At 55.8% G+C, this 19,192-nt stretch carries 14 protein-coding genes, 3 tRNA genes and 2 pseudogenes; 13 read left to right on the top strand and 6 right to left on the bottom strand.

Annotated elements, in window-relative coordinates:
- Position 1: 1 nt before the first annotated feature.
- The 5 genes from bcsA to ACNA1V_RS12985 all read right to left on the bottom strand — a co-directional run bounded on the left by bcsA (position 2) and on the right by ACNA1V_RS12985 (position 6,078).
- Positions 2-2,242, bottom strand: coding sequence for a UDP-forming cellulose synthase catalytic subunit (gene bcsA, locus ACNA1V_RS13005; protein WP_415834031.1), 2,241 nt, complete (start codon positions 2,240-2,242; stop codon positions 2-4).
- Between the two features lie 14 nt (positions 2,243-2,256).
- Entirely contained in the window at positions 2,257-3,027 is a 771-nt protein-coding gene (gene bcsQ / locus ACNA1V_RS13000; protein ID WP_415834030.1) for a cellulose biosynthesis protein BcsQ, read from the bottom strand.
- On the bottom strand, positions 3,024-3,818 hold the full coding sequence (bcsR, locus tag ACNA1V_RS12995; RefSeq protein ID WP_415834029.1) for a BcsR/BcsP family cellulose biosynthesis protein: 795 nt from the start codon (positions 3,816-3,818) through the stop codon (positions 3,024-3,026). Before bcsR ends, bcsQ begins: the two co-directional genes overlap by 4 nt.
- 35 nt (positions 3,819-3,853) lie before the next feature.
- Positions 3,854-4,354 carry a cellulose biosynthesis protein BcsD gene (gene bcsD, locus ACNA1V_RS12990; protein ID WP_415834028.1) on the bottom strand — a complete coding sequence of 167 codons (501 nt, stop codon included), beginning with the start codon at positions 4,352-4,354 and terminating at the stop codon, positions 3,854-3,856.
- A 557-nt stretch (positions 4,355-4,911) separates the two neighbouring features.
- Positions 4,912-6,078 (bottom strand): nucleotide sugar dehydrogenase, encoded by a 1,167-nt coding sequence (locus tag ACNA1V_RS12985; protein WP_415834027.1) that lies wholly within the window; start codon positions 6,076-6,078, stop codon positions 4,912-4,914.
- 1,314 nt (positions 6,079-7,392) lie between these two features.
- On the opposite strand from ACNA1V_RS12985, the gene ACNA1V_RS12980 reads away from it, so the two are divergent.
- The 6 genes and pseudogenes from ACNA1V_RS12980 to ACNA1V_RS12955 all read left to right on the top strand — a co-directional run bounded on the left by ACNA1V_RS12980 (position 7,393) and on the right by ACNA1V_RS12955 (position 13,687).
- Complete coding sequence (locus tag ACNA1V_RS12980; RefSeq protein WP_068373478.1) at positions 7,393-7,599, top strand: cold-shock protein; 207 nt, start codon at positions 7,393-7,395, stop codon at positions 7,597-7,599.
- Between the two features lie 522 nt (positions 7,600-8,121).
- Entirely contained in the window at positions 8,122-10,041 is a 1,920-nt protein-coding gene (gene mnmG / locus ACNA1V_RS12975) for a tRNA uridine-5-carboxymethylaminomethyl(34) synthesis enzyme MnmG (RefSeq protein ID WP_415834026.1), read from the top strand.
- Positions 10,041-10,715, top strand: a pseudogene (gene rsmG, locus ACNA1V_RS12970) (16S rRNA (guanine(527)-N(7))-methyltransferase RsmG); the annotation flags it as partial. The gene mnmG and the pseudogene rsmG, both read left to right, overlap by 1 nt.
- A gap of 111 nt (positions 10,716-10,826) precedes the next feature.
- A complete protein-coding gene (locus ACNA1V_RS12965) occupies positions 10,827-11,624 on the top strand; it encodes a ParA family protein (protein ID WP_415834025.1) in 798 nt (265 codons plus the stop codon).
- 13 nt (positions 11,625-11,637) lie between these two features.
- Entirely contained in the window at positions 11,638-12,708 is a 1,071-nt protein-coding gene (locus ACNA1V_RS12960) for a ParB/RepB/Spo0J family partition protein (protein WP_415834024.1), read from the top strand.
- A gap of 4 nt (positions 12,709-12,712) precedes the next feature.
- A complete protein-coding gene (locus ACNA1V_RS12955; protein ID WP_415834023.1) occupies positions 12,713-13,687 on the top strand; it encodes an asparaginase in 975 nt (324 codons plus the stop codon).
- Between the two features lie 34 nt (positions 13,688-13,721).
- On the opposite strand, the gene ACNA1V_RS12950 is transcribed toward ACNA1V_RS12955, so the two are convergent.
- On the bottom strand, positions 13,722-14,648 hold the full coding sequence (locus ACNA1V_RS12950; protein ID WP_415834022.1) for a LysR family transcriptional regulator: 927 nt from the start codon (positions 14,646-14,648) through the stop codon (positions 13,722-13,724).
- Between the two features lie 266 nt (positions 14,649-14,914).
- On the opposite strand from ACNA1V_RS12950, the gene aroQ reads away from it, so the two are divergent.
- The 7 genes and pseudogenes from aroQ to ACNA1V_RS12915 form a co-directional block, all read left to right on the top strand.
- Complete coding sequence (gene aroQ, locus ACNA1V_RS12945) at positions 14,915-15,367, top strand: type II 3-dehydroquinate dehydratase (protein WP_415834021.1); 453 nt, start codon at positions 14,915-14,917, stop codon at positions 15,365-15,367.
- A gap of 60 nt (positions 15,368-15,427) precedes the next feature.
- Positions 15,428-17,350: a bifunctional sugar phosphate isomerase/epimerase/4-hydroxyphenylpyruvate dioxygenase family protein gene (locus ACNA1V_RS12940; protein ID WP_415834019.1), complete on the top strand. Its 1,923-nt coding sequence runs from the start codon at positions 15,428-15,430 to the stop codon at positions 17,348-17,350.
- 74 nt (positions 17,351-17,424) lie between these two features.
- Entirely contained in the window at positions 17,425-18,201 is a 777-nt protein-coding gene (locus tag ACNA1V_RS12935; protein WP_415834018.1) for a transporter substrate-binding domain-containing protein, read from the top strand.
- 246 nt (positions 18,202-18,447) lie between these two features.
- A tRNA-Tyr gene (locus ACNA1V_RS12930) sits at positions 18,448-18,533 on the top strand.
- Between the two features lie 127 nt (positions 18,534-18,660).
- Positions 18,661-18,734 (top strand) — tRNA-Gly (locus tag ACNA1V_RS12925).
- A 40-nt stretch (positions 18,735-18,774) separates the two neighbouring features.
- Positions 18,775-18,849: transfer RNA gene (locus ACNA1V_RS12920), tRNA-Thr, on the top strand.
- 58 nt (positions 18,850-18,907) lie between these two features.
- Positions 18,908-19,191, top strand: a pseudogene (locus tag ACNA1V_RS12915) (GTP-binding protein); the annotation flags it as partial.
- Position 19,192: the final 1 nt, after the last annotated feature.

The raw sequence follows: 19,192 nt of genomic DNA, 5'->3' as shown, positions 1-19,192 counted from the left end.
GTTAATCACCGGTTTCCAACTTGGTACGCTTGGACTCGACCCGGTTGCCTTTCACCAGATCCACCAGCATATTCTTGGTATGAATGAACAGCAGGGCAACTCCCCGCATACTGACACGCAACAAGGAACCCAGCGATGTCAGCGGCTTATCGCGCTTGAGCTTGCCCCAAAACGTCGTCCAGATATCGGCGCGGGCAAAAGTCATGCGGGCAAACTCCACTTCCTGCTGCGGCGTCAGATCAACAAACTGCAGGCCTATATTCCGGCCTCGACTGAAAACGACTTTAGCAGGCAGGGTAGCCTCTTCATTATTGCGATAAATAGACACCATCAGCCGCTCATGCAGCGGTATTTCCACCTCATCCGGCAATCGAATGCCCAATCCCCCCTGGGAGAAATCGACGGTTTCGCAAGCAACGGTGCTGCCCGAAGACAGCTTGAGCATGGATTTGATGCGCATGGAAACACGATGGCTTTCCCGCACCTGCCGGGTTTCACTCGCTGCCGCCACGCAAGCGGCCAGCAACAGGGTGTTATAGACAATCCAGAACAGATTGATGGCCAGCGTTGCCGTTACCCCATGCTCGTCGAAACTCGCGCCGGAAATCAGGTGATAGACCCCGAACCCCACCCCCAGCAAATTCAGCGCCAGCAGGATCAGGTAGGGCTTGGCCATGGTCCAGTCAAAGTAGGCCTTATCGATCACACCGCCCTTGGCGGTCACGTTGAACTTGCCCAACTTGGGATCGATGAAGAAGGCCACCAGCACCGGACGCAGAATGTACCAGGCCAGCACTGACTCATAGACTTCATTCCAGAACGAATGGCGGAATTTACCCTGCACCTGCGAGTTCGTGATCGTCGCCAACAAAATATGCGGCACAGCATAGGCCGTGATCATCAACGCCGACGCATTGAAAACGTGAATGCCAAACAGCAGATACGCCAAGGGCGCCGTCAGGAAAATCAGGCGCGGCAAACCGTAGAAGAAGTGCAGGGCCGCGTTGGTATAGCAAAGCCGCTGCGCCAGCTTCAAGCCTTTGCCCAACAAGGGGCAATCCATGCGGAAAATCTGCGCCATGCCGCGCGCCCAGCGAATACGCTGGCCGATGTGGCCGGACAGACTCTCCGTTGCCAGGCCCGCTGCCTGGGGAATCCCCAGATAGGCAGTGTTGTAGCCCAGGCGCTGCATCTTCAGTGCGGTATGGGCGTCTTCCGTCACGGTTTCCACCGCGATACCGCCCACTTCCAGCAAGGGCTCGCGCTTGATCACCGCGCAAGAGCCGCAGAAGAACGTGGCATTCCAGAGATCATTGCCATCCTGGAGCAAGCCATAGAACAGCTCACCCTCATTGGGCGTGACACGGAAGGTCTGCAGGTTGCGTTCGAAAGGATCGGGCGAATAGAACACGTGAGGCGTCTGGATCATCGATAGTTTGGGATCCTTGAGGAACCACCCCATCGTGATCTGCAGGAACGAGCGTGTCGGAATGTGATCGCAATCAAAAATCGCGATGTAATCGCCCGTCGTATGTTCCAGCGCGGCGTTGATATTGCCGGCCTTGGCATGGAAGTTATTGCTACGCGTCACATGGGTAACACCGGCCTCCGCACAAAACTCGCGGAATTCCTCGCGGCGGCCATCATCCAGCACATATATCTTGATTTTGTCACGCGGCCAGTCCAGCGCCATCGCGTTGAATACGGTCTGCCGAACAATGGCCAGCGGCTCGTTATAGGTCGGAATAAAGATATCGACAGTCGGCCATTGCGAGATGTCTGCCGGTAGCGGCACCGGTTTGCGGTGCAGAGGCCATGCCGACTGGAAATACCCCAGCAGCAGCGTTATCAACGCATACAACTCCGCTATCAGAAGCGTGAAGCCGAAAATAATGTCCAGGATGTGCTCGAACCCCAAGGTCGAAGTCACCCGCCAGTACATGTAACGCAACGACGCGGCAATCGACAGCACGATCATTGCAAACAAAGCAATACGGCCGGGCACGCGCCGCAACAGCAACGCCAGGACAATGGTTGCCACGGCGAAAAATGCCTGCTGCCCCAGCGACAGCGGCACGGTAACGATGATGTAGAACAAAAAGATCGCTAGCGCCACGATTGCGTAGCGCACCCAACGATTGTTCCAGAACGGCAGATCCGCTACCCGTTCTCCCCAGGCAGACAATCTGTTTGCCAGCCCCGGTTCCTGGCGCTTAGCGTGAGAAGACGGAGTTGCGTCCATGCATCAAATTTCCATTAATCAGGTCGAACCGCTGCCAGCCGACCATTGAGCCATTGCGCCGACTCCAGAAAATCACTGGTTGCCTGGCTATGAGGGGCATAATCCAACACGCTGCGGCGACAGGCGATGGCTTCACTCACGGCAGCATCCTTATGTACGACACCAATCACTGAACGGCCAAAATTCTGGCGCATGAGGCCGGTCACATCCTGAGCCAACTGATTGGCTGCATCAAACTGATTGACAAGATACCCTGCCGTATCGAAATCGCTGCGCTGCTCGCAATATTGCGCCAGCATATGCTCCATACTCGGCAAGGTGGCGTAGCTGGCAGCATCCGCCAAGGTGACCACCACGGCAATATGGCATGCCTGCAAGGCATGGCGCATATACACAGAAGCGCCAGGCGGCGTATCTACCAAGACAACCGCATCGTCCAGGAGCCCCATCTGCTCCAATCGGGAGCGCAGCCAATCACCGCTCTGCTGCATTTCCGTCTCAAGCTGTTCGCGCGCGTCATCTTCGATATGGCCGAACGGCAGCAGCGCAACGCCAGCGGCCGTATTCAGGCAGATATCGCGCCAGGGACGCTGACCCAGCGCAGCAGGCGCCAGGCCATCGCCAGCAGCCAGATCCACGCCCAGATGGAAACGCAATGCGCTTTGCGGATCCATATCGACAAGCAGCACCTGATGCCCCGCTCGCTGGAGCGCTACACCGAGATTCACCGTGATTGTTGTCTTGCCAACTCCCCCTTTGGGAGAAACCACAGAGACTATTTTCATAAGCGGTTCAACCGTTGCGCCAGAGAGAATGGTGCCTGTCCATGGGACGCAAGCTCATCGCTCTCCTGAGAAACGCTCTGAGGCTCACGAAACAACTCATGACGCGACGCTTCGGCCTGGCGCACGAAATTCTGTCCAGGATTCAAGGCGCCCAGGGACGCAGGCTCATTCCGGCCGGCAGCAGGGGAGGTAACACCGCTGTCATCAGCTGTCCCCAGAATACGCAACAGCACATCCTGCAGGCCTTTTCCCTGCTTCCGTTCTGGCACGGGGTTTTTGGCAGGCGCAACGGCAGTGTCTTCACCATGCAAGGCGAGCTTGGCCGCAAGGGAAAACCCATCTTCACGGTCCATGGGCTCCTGCACCAAAGGACGAGCACTGGCCACAGGCGCAACCGGCGCCTGAACAGCCGCCCGGGCGCCCCAGACAGGCTCTTGCAGCACGGGAGGCTCGACAGCCTCCTCGGGCTTGGCCCAAGCCCCCAAGGGCGATGGTTTATACCCCTGCTGGGATACAGGTTCCTGTCGCTCCCGCTCCGCAAGAAGACTGACCTCAGGTTCTTCACGCATCACCTTGGGTAGCTGCGGCTCCTGCCGGCGGCCCAAGGGAATATTCAACAAAGAAGCATCATCCGGAGAGCCCGACTTGGCAATGTCCTCTTGCAGAGTCGATAGCAAAGGCCAACGGGCCAACGCCTCACCCGCACGTTCAGCGCGCGTGATCTCTCTGTAGGCATTGGCACTGGCGCCAATCTCCTCGAACAATTTGCTTACGTCGTTACTATCTTTCATAAGTTGAATAGCCTCTCTGCTCCGCAACCGGTCCCTCAGCGGAAAAGTCCTGGCGACCGAGCTGGCGCCGGCTGTGCCGCTGCACGCTCGAGCCTGAACTCCACGCTACCGGTTACATCAATATCGGACGCCTGCTTGACTGCCAGGCGCGGATCAAGCCGCAGGGAAAGGAACCACTGTTGATAGACGCCCTCCAGAAATGCAGGGCTCCATTGGGCGCTTTTTTCGCCCAGTGCGGCTACCAACGGGGAGAAGCAATGCACGATGCGCAACGCACCGGCAGTTTCTTCCAGCACTGTCTGGCCCCACTTGTACTGAGACCAAAATGTGTTCATCTGGTTCTGTAATGCATCCAAGGTCGTTGCCTCACCCAAGGGATGAGCGTCTGCAAAGCTTTGTCCTACCCTGCGAGCAAACACCCGGGCATCGGTTGCACCCAATTGCTCAGACAGCGCATTACCAAAAGCCTCCAGCAGCGGACGCACAGCGACCTCTGATTGCAACTCCCTGAAATACTGGACGAACTTAGCTTCCATCTTGCCTTAACCTTCTTCTGTATCGTTGCGTCGATCCGCATGGCTATCACTCATGCGGCATTGGAGCATGTTGTGGCAGCAACGTTATTCTTCAGCAACAGGTACCGCGAAGAATGGGAAAGCCCCTGCGAGGCTGCCATGAAACAACGACCGCGACTGCATGTTCACGCAGTTACGGTCGCCTGTCTTGTCTAGTGTCAGCCCGTCAAAGTTCACCGGCTTAACCGGTCAACCTTCACGGAATTATCTACGGTATTTCCTTATTTCCCACAATAATGAGATTAAAACCATGCAAACTATTGCAAAATTACTATAAAAGTAACAGAAACCCGTCAACGAACATAAACCCAAGCAGAAATCCGCAGGCATCGCGGAGACCTGACTCAGCAGCGTACAGTCACGAATTGTAAAAGACCCCTATGAACGAAGGGAAAAAACCACCGGGGTTTTGGTTCATGAGGCCTTTATTCTGCAAATTGACAACACTTTTATGCGCTTCTGTTACATCCTGGGCGCATAAAGCACCAGATTTTGCCTGACTTTAACGCAAGTCATTATTAGTCCATACCGAAGACATCACGACTGTACACATTGGCCGCAATATCCTCCAGTTGCTCTGACCGGCGATTGGCCAGCACCACCTCACACCGCGCCTTGAACGCAGCCAGATCCGGCTCGAGCTCGCAGCCCATATAGCGGCCGCCCGACAGCCCAGGCTCATGAATCAGCACTCGCAGCCCGGCAGCAAGCAGCCCCCGGATGATGTCCAGCACAGCAGACTCACGAAAATTGTCAGCGCCTTCTTTCATGACCAGGCGATAGATTCCCACGCAGGACGGCGCACGCGCCACGATGGTCCGCACAATGAACTGCTTGCGCAGGGCATTGGCATCCACGATGGCCCGCATCAGGCAATTCGGCACATCCGCATAATTGGACAGCAGCTGCCGCGTATCCTTGGGCAGACAGTAGCCACCATAACCAAAGGACGGATTGTTGTAGTACATGCCTATGCGGGGGTCCAGGCCTAAACCTTCGATCAACTGACGAGTGTCCAACTGCTTGATCTGCGCGTAGGTATCCAGTTCATTGAAGAAGGCGATACGCATGGCCAGGTAGGTATTCGCGAACAACTTGATCGCTTCCGCCTCGGTCGAATCCGTATAGAGCTCCGGCACATTTTTGCGATGCGCGCCTTCCCTGAGCAAACGCCCGAAATTCCGGGCTGACTCGTCCCGGCCACCGACAATGATGCGCGACGGATGCAGATTGTCCTGCAGGGCACGGCCTTCCCTTAGGAATTCTGGCGAAAAGGTAATGTGCTCGAAGTCGAGTTCCTGCCGCAAACCGATGGTGAAACCCACGGGCACGGTAGATTTGATGATGATCTCCGCATCCGGATTCCACGCCCGCACCGCGGCCGCCACCTGTTTCACGCTACGGGTGTCGAAACCATTGGTCTCCGGATCGTAATCCGTGGGTGTCGCTATCACCACATAGGCAGCGCCCGCAAACGCCTCCTGGGGATCCGTCGTTGCTTTCAGAGACAGGCGGCCGCTCGCCAGGAACGCCCCGATCTCCGGGTCGGCAATCGGAGACTGGCACCGATTGATCATGCCTACCCTACGCTCATCGATGTCGTAGGCCAATACCTCATTGGCTTGCGCCAAAAGTACGGCGTTGGAAAGACCGACGTAACCTGTTCCGGCCACCGCTATTTTCATAAGCCTTGTCGCCTGTTGTGCAGTGAACCCCGCTTCAAGCAGGCTCCTCAGCAGGCCAACCAGCGGGTTCCCCAGCCGTTATAGCCCCACACAATGACGAAGCCATGACGCCACCGCTGGGCTAGCCCAGGCCATGCCAAGACGCTTTGGCAGGAATTTATGCCGCAACACCCCCATTTTGCGTCCGGATGGGAACAACTCCGTGCACAAGCTGTGCATCGATTCTGGATAACTCGACATCGATGCACAAATCCAAAATCCATCCACTTTTCATGCCAGACCTGTCCATGGACTTGCACACATCGATAAGGCCACTCAAGTCTTTGTTTTTATTGTGAAAATCTGCATCGATACACATATCCCCAGGCCTTATCCATCATTATCATTTATATATATCAATATCTATAAACAGCAAGGGATTCTTTTTTTGCCGGCCTCCCTGACAAAATTCAGGAATCGGTGCATCCATAAATCCTGATAAACAGCTTTGGCAGACAACAAGATCAAAGCTTCCCACTTTGGCAAGGACAGACAGCAAACTGGTTTTTCAGTTTGTTACGCTTGCCAAGGTCTATCAGAAAATCATGACAGATCGTTTTCCAACTTCTTTTCCCTGATGTCGCCGGCTTTAAATACGAACTGCAACTTGTTCAGAAATATCCATACTTGAAACAAGACAAGTCATTCTCTAATTCAAATCTTTTGAGATAGATCAAAAGGATACGAGTTGCCATGGGGGTAAACCTGTTGACAACCCCTGCATCGATTCTGGATAACTGGCTGTTTCCATCAGGGAAGAAAAATTGTCCAGAATCGATAAACAGACTGCAAACCGACTTAACAACAAGCACAAACATGTCTTAAGTTATTGATTTTTAAAAGATAAGCTGAGTTGATCGACTTATCCCCAGACACCCATCAGTTACTATCATTTATATATAAAGATATATACAAGAATGACTTCAAAGGAAGTTTTTCCCTTTGCGATCCATGGCTTACGAACAACTGGATAAATAATCAGTATCCATTTTCTAATAACTAATTTTGGTTAGTGTTACAAAGCTGCATGTCACATCGTCGTGGATGGAAAATAAAAATCGTTAATTGCACCCGCAATGAAACATTAATTAATGCTATATTCGGGAAAACGCGGAGTGGATTTTTATTAATATTCTCTGTATTCTGCGTTTGCTGATGTAGTCAGCCGTATTAAACCCGTTCCCGACTCAATACGTATTGAGTATGACTTTATATGGGTATCTCCATATAAAAGAATTGGTTTGTTGTATATTTTTTTTCATCAGGATACTTATCATGGCTCAAACGGGCAAAGTGAAGTGGTTTAACGCGGAAAAGGGATTTGGCTTTATTACGCCGGACGCTGGTGGTAGCGATGTATTCGCCCATTTTTCCGCCATTCAAGGTCGCGGCTATCGCAGCCTGAATGAAGGTCAAGCAGTTGAATTTGATGTCAAGGACGGCCCCAAGGGTCTGCAGGCAGAAAATATTCAGCCGCTCTGACGCATCACTTTGAACCGTTTGCTCCCCAGGAGTAGTGGTTCAGTATGAAACCCATGTTCTTATGGACATGGGTTTTTCATTTGGTGATCCGGTTTATGAATCACCATTCAGAAATTTCTTATCCGTTATTCCCATCACTGTGGTCTGCGCATCGATGGGATAGGTAGCCATTGGCGATAGCTGCATCAATAATCCACTTGCTTGCATCGTCTGTCGTGATACTCACTTGGCTGCGGCATGAATACTTCGATGTTAATGACTTCATCGATGCATCGATGGAGTGTCTTTTGAAATGCACTGCATCCCTTCGCAAGGGAAAACATCGATAATGTTCCACGTGAAACATATCGATGATCGAGGGCATCGTTAAACATTGCTGCGATGTGCCGCTTGTAATGGGAGACATGTTGGCATTTTGCCGCACCCTTCTGTGTTTCCCTGTTTTTTTGATGCTTATGTTTCACGTGAAACATTCGAAGTGGATGACGAGTCTATAATTCTTTTTTTAGGATGCTCGTCGCCATGTTATACCCCACAGAATTTGATGTGATTGTCGTGGGCGGAGGTCATGCAGGTACTGAGGCAGCGATGGCAGCTGCTCGGGCTGGTTGCTCCACGCTTTTACTGACACACAATATCGAAACTCTTGGACAAATGTCCTGCAATCCGTCCATAGGCGGCATTGGGAAGGGACACCTTGTCAAAGAGGTTGATGCACTGGGCGGCATCATGGGGATATGTGCGGATGAAGCAGGCATTCAGTTCCGTACCTTGAATAGCTCCAAGGGCCCGGCGGTCCGTGCGACTCGTGCCCAGATTGATAGGGTGCTCTATCGCCGCGCTGTTCGTCATCGCCTGGAAAACCAAGCCAACCTTTGGCTGTTTCAACAAGCTGTTGATGATTTGATGGTTGAAGGGGACAGGGTTGTTGGCGCTGTCACTCAGTTAGGCATCAAGTTCCGCGCGCGTAGTGTGGTACTGACAACGGGAACCTTCTTGAACGGTTTGGTTCACGTCGGCTTAAGTAACTATTCCGCTGGTCGGGCAGGGGATCCTCCTGCTATTACTTTAGGTCAACGTCTTAAAGAGTTGAAGTTGCCTCAAGGGCGCCTGAAAACCGGTACGCCGCCACGCATCGATGGGCGTAGTATTGATTTTTCACGGCTGGAGCGTCAGGATGGGGACACGGATCCAATTCCGGTATTCTCCTATCTCGGGTCTGCTGCCTTGCATCCACAGCAATTGCCTTGCTGGATTACACATACCAACACGCGCACGCACGATATCATCCGTGGTGGCCTGGATCGCTCGCCCATGTATAGTGGCGTCATTGAGGGGATAGGTCCTAGGTATTGCCCATCGATCGAAGATAAAATCCATCGATTTGCAGACAAGGATTCCCACCAGGTATTCCTTGAGCCTGAAGGTCTGGAAACCAACGAGTACTACCCTAACGGGGTATCAACCAGTTTGCCTTTTGATGTGCAGCTGGAGCTGGTGCATAGTCTTCCTGGCTTGGAAAATGCGCATATCCTGCGTCCGGGCTATGCGATCGAATATGACTATTTTGATCCGCGTGGTTTGCATGCCTCGCTGGAGAGCCGTCATATCAAAGGGTTGTTTTTTGCCGGACAGATCAATGGCACCACGGGCTATGAAGAAGCTGCGGCACAGGGATTGCTGGCCGGTATCAATGCCTCTTTGCTGGTGAAGGGGGAGTCGCCCTGGACTCCGCGTCGGGATGAGGCTTATTTGGGAGTTCTGGTTGATGATCTCGTTACCCGGGGAGTCACCGAACCCTATCGTATGTTTACTTCCCGGGCAGAATATCGCCTGAGCATGCGTGAAGACAACGCTGATATGCGTTTGACGGAAATTGGGCGACGCCTAGGGGTGGTGGATGATTTGCGTTGGCAGCGTTTTTCTGAAAAGCGAGATGCTGTTTCACGTGAAACAATGCGCTTGCGCAAGACGGTGATTACGCCTCGGTTGTTGACGCCTGAAATCGCGGAGCCTTTGCTGGGCAAGGCGATTGAAAAAGAATATACCTTGGCTGAACTGCTGCGCAGGCCTGATATGGACTATCACCGGCTGGTAGCGGTGACGGCCGCCGATGGAACGGCGTTCGGGCCTGAAGTCCCCTTGGCGGAAGACGAAGCGGAACAGGTTTCGATCCAGGTCAAGTATGAGGGGTACATCAATCGGCAACAAGACGAAATTCGTCGCTTGTCCAATTATGAAACCCAGCCTATTCCTGAAGAGTTGGATTATGACGCCGTGTCCGGCCTGTCGTTTGAGGTTCGGCAACGGCTGCGTGATGCCCGGCCGGCAACCTTGGGGCAGGCCGCTCGCATATCGAGCGTGACCCCCGCCGCCATCTCCTTGTTGATGGTGCATCTCAAGCGTATGCATTATCAGAAGAACAAAGCGGAGAAGCAGTAATGGCGGGCATGAGTCTTGCAGCTGGCACTGTGGCTCGGGTTGTCTCGGTTGGACGGGAACTGGGCCTGGATTTGTCGCAATCTCAGGCGGAAATGCTGTGCCGCTATATTGAGTTGATGTTGCGCTGGAACAAGACATACAACCTGACAGCGATTCGTGACCCTCAGAAAATGCTGGTGCAGCATTTGTACGATAGTCTGAGTGTTGTGGCGCCATTGGTACGGTATGCGGGCGCAAAGCCGCTTTCCATCATGGACGTCGGTTCTGGTGGCGGTTTGCCGGGCGTGGTCCTGGCAATTGTCCGTCCCGACTGGACGGTGCTGTGTGTGGATGCGGTTGAAAAAAAGACAGCTTTTATCCGTCAGGTGGCAGGTACCCTGAAATTGGAAAATTTGTCATCGCGTCATGCTCGTATCGAAAGCTTGCCTGCCCAGCAGTGCGATGTCGTGATATCCCGGGCTTTCGCGTCGCTGGTGGATTTCACCAGTTGGTCTGGACATCATGTGCGAGAGGGCGGCTATATGGTCGCGATGAAAGGCAAAGTGCCGGATGATGAAATCAACGCTCTCGACACCGTGGGTGATTGGAAGCTTGAGAGAATAGAAACGCTGCGGGTGCCGGAACTGGAAGGAGAGCGTTGCCTGCTGTGGTTGCATGCCAGCCCAGGCAGTGTTTCAGCAGAAGCCGTATCTGGTGTCGAGCCAGCAAGGGACTCCCAACCCGAATCTCAGTATTCCCAGGATGGGCGCGCAGGCGTCCAGACGGTACAGCAAGGAAATCGTTGAATGAAAACAGTGAAAAAAATCCGGGCGGCGAAAATTTTCTGCATCGCCAACCAGAAGGGCGGCGTGGGCAAGACCACGACCGCAATCAACCTTGCTGCGGGGCTGGCACAGCACAAGAAAAAAGTGCTGCTGGTCGATCTGGACCCTCAAGGGAATGCCACCATGGGAAGTGGCGTTGATAAGCATGCGCTGAAGGATACGCTGTACCAGGTGTTGATCGGTACCGCAGATATTGCCTCCACCATCGTATCGGCGGGTGACAGCGGCTATGACGTTCTGCCCTCCAATCGGGAGTTGGCCGGTGCGGAAATGGATCTGATGGAAATGACCGACCGCGAACAGCGCCTGAAACAGGCTTTGTCGCAAGTGTCGGGTGAGTACGATTTCATCCTGATTGATTGCCCGCCGACCTTGTCGCTTTTGACGCTTAATGGCCTGGCATGTGCAAATGGGGTATTGATCCCGATGCAGTGCGAGTATTTTGCGCTGGAGGGCTTGTCGGATCTGGTGAACACCGTAAAACGGGTGCATCACAACATCAATCCCGAGTTGCGTCTGATCGGTTTGCTGCGTGTCATGTTTGATCCGCGAGTGACCTTGCAGCAGCAGGTCTCCGCGCAGTTGGAAGCGCACTTTGGCGACAAGGTGTTCAAGACGGTCATTCCACGCAACGTGCGTTTGGCCGAAGCGCCCAGCTATGGTTTGCCTGGCGTGGTCTATGACCGCAATTCGCGTGGCGCCAAGGCCTATGTTGCCTTTGGTGCGGAAATGATCAAGCGTGTGAACGCGAAGAGTTGAACAGGAGTTGAGGATGGCCAGCAAAGCTGACAAGAACGTGGGTACCGCAACAGCGCCGGCGCAGTCGCCAGCCAAGCGTACGACGACCCGGACGGCGGCTGCTGCCAAGGCAGTGGCCAAGACCAGCGCCAAGCCAGCGCCCAAGGCTGCTGTCGCTGCCAAAAAGGCGCGTGGCCTGGGGCGTGGTCTGGATGCGCTGCTGGGAGGGGATATCCCGGCCCTGGCTGCCATTACCGAGTCGGCCGCCCAGACGAGCACGCCAGGCGCGTCTCCTTCGGTCCTGGCCCTGGATCAACTGGTGCCGGGCAAGTATCAGCCACGTACACGGATGGACGAAGGCGCGCTCAATGAGCTGGCGGCATCCATCCGTGAGCAGGGCATCATGCAGCCCGTGCTGGTACGCCCATTGACGGGCCCGGATGCCGGCAAGTACGAAATCATCGCTGGTGAACGGCGTTTCCGTGCTGCGGGTATCGCCGGGCTCAAGGAAGTCCCTGTGTTGGTTCGGGAGGTCCCGGATGAACATGCCGCCATCATGGCGCTGGTGGAAAACATTCAGCGCGAGGATCTGAATCCTCTGGAAGAGGCTCATGGTGTGCGGCGTCTGCTGGATGAATTTGGGCTGACGCATGAACTGGCTGCGCAGGCAATCGGACGTTCTCGTTCGGCAACCAGCAACCTGTTGCGCTTGCTGAATCTGGCTGGCCCGGTGCAAACCATGTTGCTGGCGGGTGACATCGACATGGGGCATGCCCGTGCCTTGCTGTCCCTGGATGCCGCCAGGCAGATCCAGCTTGCCAATTTCATCGTGGCCAAGGCGTTGACGGTACGTGAAGCTGAAAAACTCGTAGCGCGTGCCTTGCAGGAAGATGCCGGCACGCTCACGGAGTCCACGCGGACGCGCAAGGCTCCCAGCCGGGATGTCCTGCGTTTGGAAGAGGCGCTGTCCGATCAGCTGGGTACCAAGGTAACGCTCAAGATCGGCGCTCGTGAACGTGGCAAGATCGTGATTGATTTCCATGGCTGGGAACATCTGTCCGCCTTGCTGGAAAAACAGGGCCTGGGCAGCGTGCTGGATGCCTGAGCCCATGCGCCGCCGCATACTGGTGCTGGCCACGGGCGGCACCATTGCGGGCCGCCAGGCGGCCCATGGGGGCTACCAGGCCGGGCAGATGGCCGGGCAGGCGTTGCTGGCACAGGCCGGCCTGGAAAACAGTGGCTTGCATGTCGAGGTAGAGGATATTGCCTGTGTTGGCAGCCAGGATATGAGTCTGGCGATCTGGCACAGGCTGGCCGCCCGAATCCTGGCTGCAGCGGCACAAGGAGAGGTGGACGGGGTTGTCGTGGCGCATGGGACGGATACCCTGGAGGAAACTGCATTTTTTCTGTCTCGGGTATTGCGCCTGCCTTTTCACGTTGTCCTGACAGGTGCAATGCGGCCGGCCGATGCCGCTGACGCCGATGGCCCGGTCAATCTGCGCCATGCTGTCCTGCTGGCGGCTGAACCGGCTGCAGGCGATGGTCAGGTCATGGTAGTGTTTGGTGGGGAAATCCACGCTGCGCAATGGGTCAGGAAAATCGCGGCGAGCAGTCTGCGCGCTTTTGCCTCTCCTGATGCCGGCCCGCTGGGCGTCGTTATTGGCAAGGATATTTGCTGGACCCCCGGCATGTCGGCGCCGCACGCCCGTTGCTATGCGCTGCCTGTGGATGCCGGAAGCTGGCCCAAGGTAGGCATCCTGTATGCCTATGCAGGCATGGATTGCGCCCAGGTGCAGGCCAGCCTGGATTTGGGGTGGGATGGCTGGGTGCTGGCCGGGATGGGCAACGGGAACGCGCCGCAGGCCTGTCTGGCTGCGCTGGCCGATGCCGCCAGGCAAGGAACCGTGGTGGTACGTTCGCGCCGCTGCCTGACGGGCTGGGTGACGCGTGCGGCAGAAGTCGATGACGATGCTATGGGTTTTGTTGCAGCGGGCTTGTACGACGCTTTGCAGGCTCGGACGCTGCTGATGCTTGCCATGGCTGAAACGCGCGAGCGCAGCGTCATTCAGGCGCATTTCCTTTGAGCAGGCCCGCAGTCCTACGGCCTGCCTTCAGGGCTTAGGGTACGACGCGGGTATTCAAAGCATAGGGCCCGTCGCAAAGCTGCTCCTTGAGGAATTCAATGGCAACTTTGACCTTGGCGGAATTGGCCGAGCGATTGCTGGTCGTGGCCCAGACATCCGCAAATTCCTGGTAGGCGGGCAGAATCTGAATGACGCTGCCATCTTCGATGTAGCGCGCGATATCCCAGACTGACAGCATGAAAATGCCCAGCCCTCGGATTCCCCAGGTGCGTACGACATCACTGTGATTGGAGCCATAACGCCCATTCACCTTGACGGTCTCCAGGCCTTTGGGGCCGTGCAGGCGCCAGACGCCGAATGCCTGTTCCCGGTCGCGGAACACCAGGCATTCATGTTGGGCCAGGTCCGCCAGGGTCTGGGGCATGCCGCGTTTGGCAATGTAGGAGGGCGCCGCACACAGAATGCGGCGGCTGGGCGTGATCCGGTGTGCGATCAGGTGCGGTTGCTTGGGGTCGCCGACGCGGATATCGATGTCATAGCCTTCTTCCAGAATATCGACATGGCGATCCAGCAGCTCGAGCCAGATTTCCAGTTTTGGATAGCGCTCTTCCAGCATCGCGAGAATATGTGCGACATGATGGCGTCCCAGCCGCATGCTGGTGGCGATACGTAGCAGTCCGGAGGGTTCCAGCTTGCTGCTGGCAACCAGCTCCGTCATGGAAGTCATGTTTTCAATGATGCGGCGCGCATAGTCATAGACCATCTCGCCTTCTTCCGTGATATGAATGCGGCGAGTGGTTCGATGAAACAGCCGGATACCCAGTTGCTGTTCCAGAATGGCGATGCGTTTGCTGACATAGGCCGGCGATTTGCCTATGTCTTTGGCGGCCGCGGCGAAGCTGCCCAGCCGGGCCGCGATGGAAAAAACACGCAGATCCATAAGGGCTGGTTCATTATTCATGATTCGTGTCTTTTGAATTAATGAATTTGATAATTATATTCGCTTGGTCAGCTATTACACTGCTTTGTCAGCTGAATTTCAGTCTGCCAGTGCAGGCTATGCCGGTATCGGGCGCTATGCTTAGCTGCTTTGTGCCGCCCGGGCGGAGGAATCAATGCCCGAACCCGCTTTGATCCAGCCGGTTCAACGGTGGTGCAGCTTGCGTAGCCCTGGTGCACAGACCGGGCTTTTTCCTTTTTCTCCTTATTGGATTTTGGATTTTTCCCATGGCAAGCATCCTTGTTATCAATGGTCCCAACCTGAATCTGTTGGGTACGCGTGAACCCGCTGTCTATGGCCATGAAACGCTGGCGGACGTTGAGCGGCTTTGCCAGGAAGAGGGGGCCAAGTTCGGCCTGGAAGTCGAATGCCGCCAGAGCAACCATGAAGGTGTCCTGGTGGACTGGATCCAGGAGGCCGGGCGCGAAATCGCGGCAGGGCGCTGCATTGGTGTGGTCATGAACCCTGGCGCCTATACCCATACTTCTATCGCTTTGCATGATGCAATCAAGGGGGCAGCCGTGCGCCTGATTGAATTGCATATTTCCAATGTGCATGCGCGCGAATCGTTCCGTCACCACTCCTATATCTCGCCTGCGGCGCGGGGCATCATTGTGGGGATGGGCGTTGACGGTTATGCCTTGGCCATTCAGGCCCTGGTGCGCCTGCAAGGCAAGTAATTCCGGCCCTGATGCCGGTGCGCAGGCGCCGGCAGGCCGATGTTGTAGAGAAGACCAGATATGCGTAGATCGATTGCAACCGTTTCCCTGAGTGGAACCCTGCGGGAAAAGCTGGAAGCAATTTCCGCCGCCGGTTTTGATGGCATCGAATTGTTCGAAAACGATTTCATCCACTTCCAGGGATCGGCCCGCGACCTGCGTCATATGGCGGCCGATCTTGGCTTGACGGTAGATCTGTACCAGCCTTTCCGTGATTTCGAAGCCATGCCGGATGCCTTGCTGGCGCGCAGTCTGGAGCGGGCCGAACGCAAGTTCGACATCATGCAGGAAATGGGCTGCGGCCTGGTGCTGTGCTGCTCCAATACGTCTGCGCATGCCATTGATGATCCGGCGCTGGCCGCCGACCAGTTGGCTGAGCTGGCCGAGCGCGCGGCTCGCCGCAATCTTCGTATCGGCTACGAGGCGCTATCCTGGGGGCGCCATGTCCGGCTCTACGGCCAGGCATGGGACATCGTCAAGCGGGCGGATCATCCGCATCTGGGCCTGATCCTTGATAGTTTCCATACTCTGTCGCTGAAGGATGATCCCGCCGGTATCGCCGATATTCCAGGGGATCGTATTTTTTTCCTGCAAATGGCCGATGCGCCCTTGCTGACACTGGATGTCATTGATTGGGCCCGCCATCACCGCTGTTTCCCGGGGCAGGGAAAGCTGGATGTCGAAAATTTCTTTCTGCAGACGTTGCTGGCAGGCTATAGCGGGCCGCTTTCCCTGGAAATCTTCAATGACGTGTTCCGCGAAACGCCGAATCGGCGTACGGCGCTGGATGCCATGCGTTCCTTGCTGTATCTGGAAAGCTGGGGCCGCGAGCGCCTGGCCCGGCCAGGGGCAGGGGAGAATGCAGCCAGGTTCCAGGCGACGGCAGCACGGATTGAATTGTTCAACCCCCCTCCTGCACCGGTATTTTCCGGTGTGAGCTTTGTGGAGTTCGCCGTTGATGAGGCATCTGCCGCCGGGCTGGGAGCCGTATTCGAGCGCATGGGGTTCCGGCGCGCGGGGGCGCATCGTTCCAAACAGGCAGTGCTGTATCGCCAGGGCGAGGTGGCATTAATCCTCAACGCCCAGCCAGGGTCGTTTGCGCGCGAACGTTTTGGCAGTTTCGGCGCATCCGTATGCGCGCTGGGTGTCTATACGCAGGATCCGGTAGGGGCGCTCAGTCGGGCACAGGCCTTGCAATCAGCCCGTTTTGAGAGTCCTGTGGGGGCCGGGGAGGTGGTGTTGCCAGCCATTGTTTCTCCCGGCGGTATCGTGGTCTATTTCGTGCCGGAAAAACTGGCGCCCAACGGCTTGTTCGACGCGGATTTTGTCTTGGAAGAGACGGGGGGCGCTGCCGGTGCCGGACCTGCCGCCATTGATAAGCTGGATTATCTGGCCCTGGGCATGAATATCGGCCAGCGCGATACCTGGACGCTGTTCGCGCGGGCGGTGCTGGGGTTGAAGCAGGGCGACAATCTGCAATTCGCCGACCCCTATGGCCTGGTGGATATCACCAGTGCCGCCAATGCCGATGGCAGCCTCAGGCTGGTGCTGACGGTCTCGCAGAGCCTGAGCACGGATACGGCAAGAGCAGCACAGCAGCAGGGAGGGGTTGCCGTGCATCATCTGGCGTTTTCCAGTAATGACATATTCGCCACCGTACGTGCCTGGAAAGCGGCGGGAATCGCCATGACGCCTGTTTCACAGAACTACTACGATGATCTGGCCAGCCGCCTTGATCTTGCTCCGGCCTTGCTGGAACGGTTGCGCGAGCATGGCGTGCTTTATGATCGGGATGCAGGCGGTGAATACCTGCACTGCTATACCGATAATCTTGCCGGGCACTTTTTCTGTGAAGCAGTGCAACGCCTGGGCGATTATGCCGGCATGGGTGTGCTCAATGCTTCGGCGCGGGTGGCTGCCAGAGCGCAGGCCGGCCGGGTGTGACGCAGCTTGCCGCCAGGATGTGGCGGCCTTGGGCGCACCGTTTTCCCATACCAACTAGAACCGAGGTGGCTCCCATGAAACAAATCCCCAAAATTTTCGTCGGCCTGATGGCTGGCCTGGTACTTGGCGCGGCTGCCAATGCCGGCCCTCGCCTGGATACGATCATGGACAGCAAGGTCCTGCGAGTCGGTACGCCGGGGGACTATCGGCCCTTTGCCATGAAGACCGAGGCGGGCAGCTATGAGGGACTGGATATCGACCTTATCGAGCAGCTGGCCAAGGATCTGGGCTTGAAGGTGGAGTATGTGCAGACGTCCTGGCCGAATCTGATGCCTGACCTGCAGGCCAATCGTTTTGATGTGGCTGTCGGTGGCATCACTCGCAATGCAGCGCGTATCGGCAAAGCGGAAATGCTGCCGGGTTATGCGCCTTTTGGCAAAGTGGCATTGGTGCGCACCAGTGACGCCCAGCGCTACCAGTCGCTGGATGACCTGAACCAGCCGAAAGTGAAGGTGATCAAAAATCCGGGTGGAACCAATGAGGCTTTCGTGCTGGCCAATCTGGGGCAGGCGCAAGTCAGTACCCATGAAAAGAACGCCGAAATTCCGGGTCTGATCGCCGAGGGCAAGGGGGATGTCATGATCACGGAAACCTACGAGGCCTTGCATTACAGCAAGGCCGATCCGCGCTTGACGGCGCTGTTCATCGAAACACCCCTGACGCCTCAGAACTACCTGGGTTTCATGCTGCCGGCCGATGATCCCGATTATGTACGGGTCATGGAATTTGCCTGGGATCTGATGGACAAGCGTGGCGGCTTGAAGCAGGCCAGCGACCATTGGCTGAAATAGGCGCATCCCGGTACAATGCCGCCGGCCTGTGAGTTGAGGCATGGCTGTTTGATCACAGCCGGCAGGCAGCTGCCAGTGGACTTTTTGCAGGTTGGGTCGTTCGGGTATCAGAAGCCGGATGATCGAGTGTCGGCAGGGCAACAGGGGATATCCGTTGTCCTGAGCGCACAAATGCAAATATTTTCTCGTTTTTATTAAATTGTGCTTGACGCGGGAAAAGAACAAGTCCATAATTTTGAATTCTACGGAGAGGTGCCCGAGTGGTTAAAGGGGGCAGACTGTAAATCTGTTGGCTTACGCCTACGTTGGTTCGAATCCAACCCTCTCCACCAAGTTTCTGAAACGCCCGCGCAATGGTGTCGCTTTAAGTGATGCAAAAGGCGGGCGTTGATGTAGCGGGTAAGGTAGTCGCGTAAGTCCTCGTCGAGTGAGGCTGGTCAGCTAGGCTGATTCGTGATTGCGGGTGTAGCTCAATGGTAGAGCAGAAGCCTTCCAAGCTTACGACGAGGGTTCGATTCCCTTCACCCGCTCCAGTAGTTATTGTTCCGCCGTCGCAAGTGCGGTGGGATCAATGCCCATGTGGCTCAGTGGTAGAGCACTCCCTTGGTAAGGGAGAGGTCACGCGTTCGATCCGCGTCATGGGCACCACTCTCCTTTCGTTGTTAATCACTCTCACACGCTTCTTATTCCAGGGCAGGAGTCCGTCATGGCAAAAGGTAAGTTTGAACGCACCAAGCCGCACGTGAACGTCGGCACGATCGGTCACGTTGACCACGGCAAGACGACGCTGACGGCGGCAATCGCCACGGTGCTGTCCAAGCAATTTGGCGGCGAAGCCAAGGGCTACGACCAGATCGACAACGCGCCGGAAGAAAAGGCACGTGGCATCACGATCAACACCTCGCACGTGGAATACGAAACGAAGGCGCGCCACTACGCGCACGTTGACTGCCCGGGCCACGCTGACTATGTGAAGAACATGATCACGGGN

It is taken from the genome of Kerstersia similis, assembly GCF_965139615.1.
GTDB classification, from domain to species: domain Bacteria; phylum Pseudomonadota; class Gammaproteobacteria; order Burkholderiales; family Burkholderiaceae_B; genus Kerstersia; species Kerstersia similis.
Note: the sequence above shows the minus strand (reverse complement) of the source record. Positions and strands in the feature narration are given on the sequence as shown.

Coding starts and splice junctions, on each gene's coding strand:
- ACNA1V_RS12935 (WP_415834018.1), top strand. CDS start 17,425: ATGAAACAAATCCCCAAAATTTTCGTCGGCCTGATGGCTGGCCTGGTA.
- mnmG (WP_415834026.1), top strand. CDS start 8,122: ATGTTATACCCCACAGAATTTGATGTGATTGTCGTGGGCGGAGGTCAT.
- ACNA1V_RS12955 (WP_415834023.1), top strand. CDS start 12,713: ATGCGCCGCCGCATACTGGTGCTGGCCACGGGCGGCACCATTGCGGGC.
- bcsR (WP_415834029.1), bottom strand. CDS start 3,818: ATGAAAGATAGTAACGACGTAAGCAAATTGTTCGAGGAGATTGGCGCC.
- bcsQ (WP_415834030.1), bottom strand. CDS start 3,027: ATGAAAATAGTCTCTGTGGTTTCTCCCAAAGGGGGAGTTGGCAAGACA.
- bcsA (WP_415834031.1), bottom strand. CDS start 2,242: ATGGACGCAACTCCGTCTTCTCACGCTAAGCGCCAGGAACCGGGGCTG.
- ACNA1V_RS12985 (WP_415834027.1), bottom strand. CDS start 6,078: ATGAAAATAGCGGTGGCCGGAACAGGTTACGTCGGTCTTTCCAACGCC.
- ACNA1V_RS12960 (WP_415834024.1), top strand. CDS start 11,638: ATGGCCAGCAAAGCTGACAAGAACGTGGGTACCGCAACAGCGCCGGCG.
- ACNA1V_RS12980 (WP_068373478.1), top strand. CDS start 7,393: ATGGCTCAAACGGGCAAAGTGAAGTGGTTTAACGCGGAAAAGGGATTT.
- ACNA1V_RS12965 (WP_415834025.1), top strand. CDS start 10,827: ATGAAAACAGTGAAAAAAATCCGGGCGGCGAAAATTTTCTGCATCGCC.
- ACNA1V_RS12950 (WP_415834022.1), bottom strand. CDS start 14,648: ATGAATAATGAACCAGCCCTTATGGATCTGCGTGTTTTTTCCATCGCG.
- ACNA1V_RS12940 (WP_415834019.1), top strand. CDS start 15,428: ATGCGTAGATCGATTGCAACCGTTTCCCTGAGTGGAACCCTGCGGGAA.
- bcsD (WP_415834028.1), bottom strand. CDS start 4,354: ATGGAAGCTAAGTTCGTCCAGTATTTCAGGGAGTTGCAATCAGAGGTC.
- aroQ (WP_415834021.1), top strand. CDS start 14,915: ATGGCAAGCATCCTTGTTATCAATGGTCCCAACCTGAATCTGTTGGGT.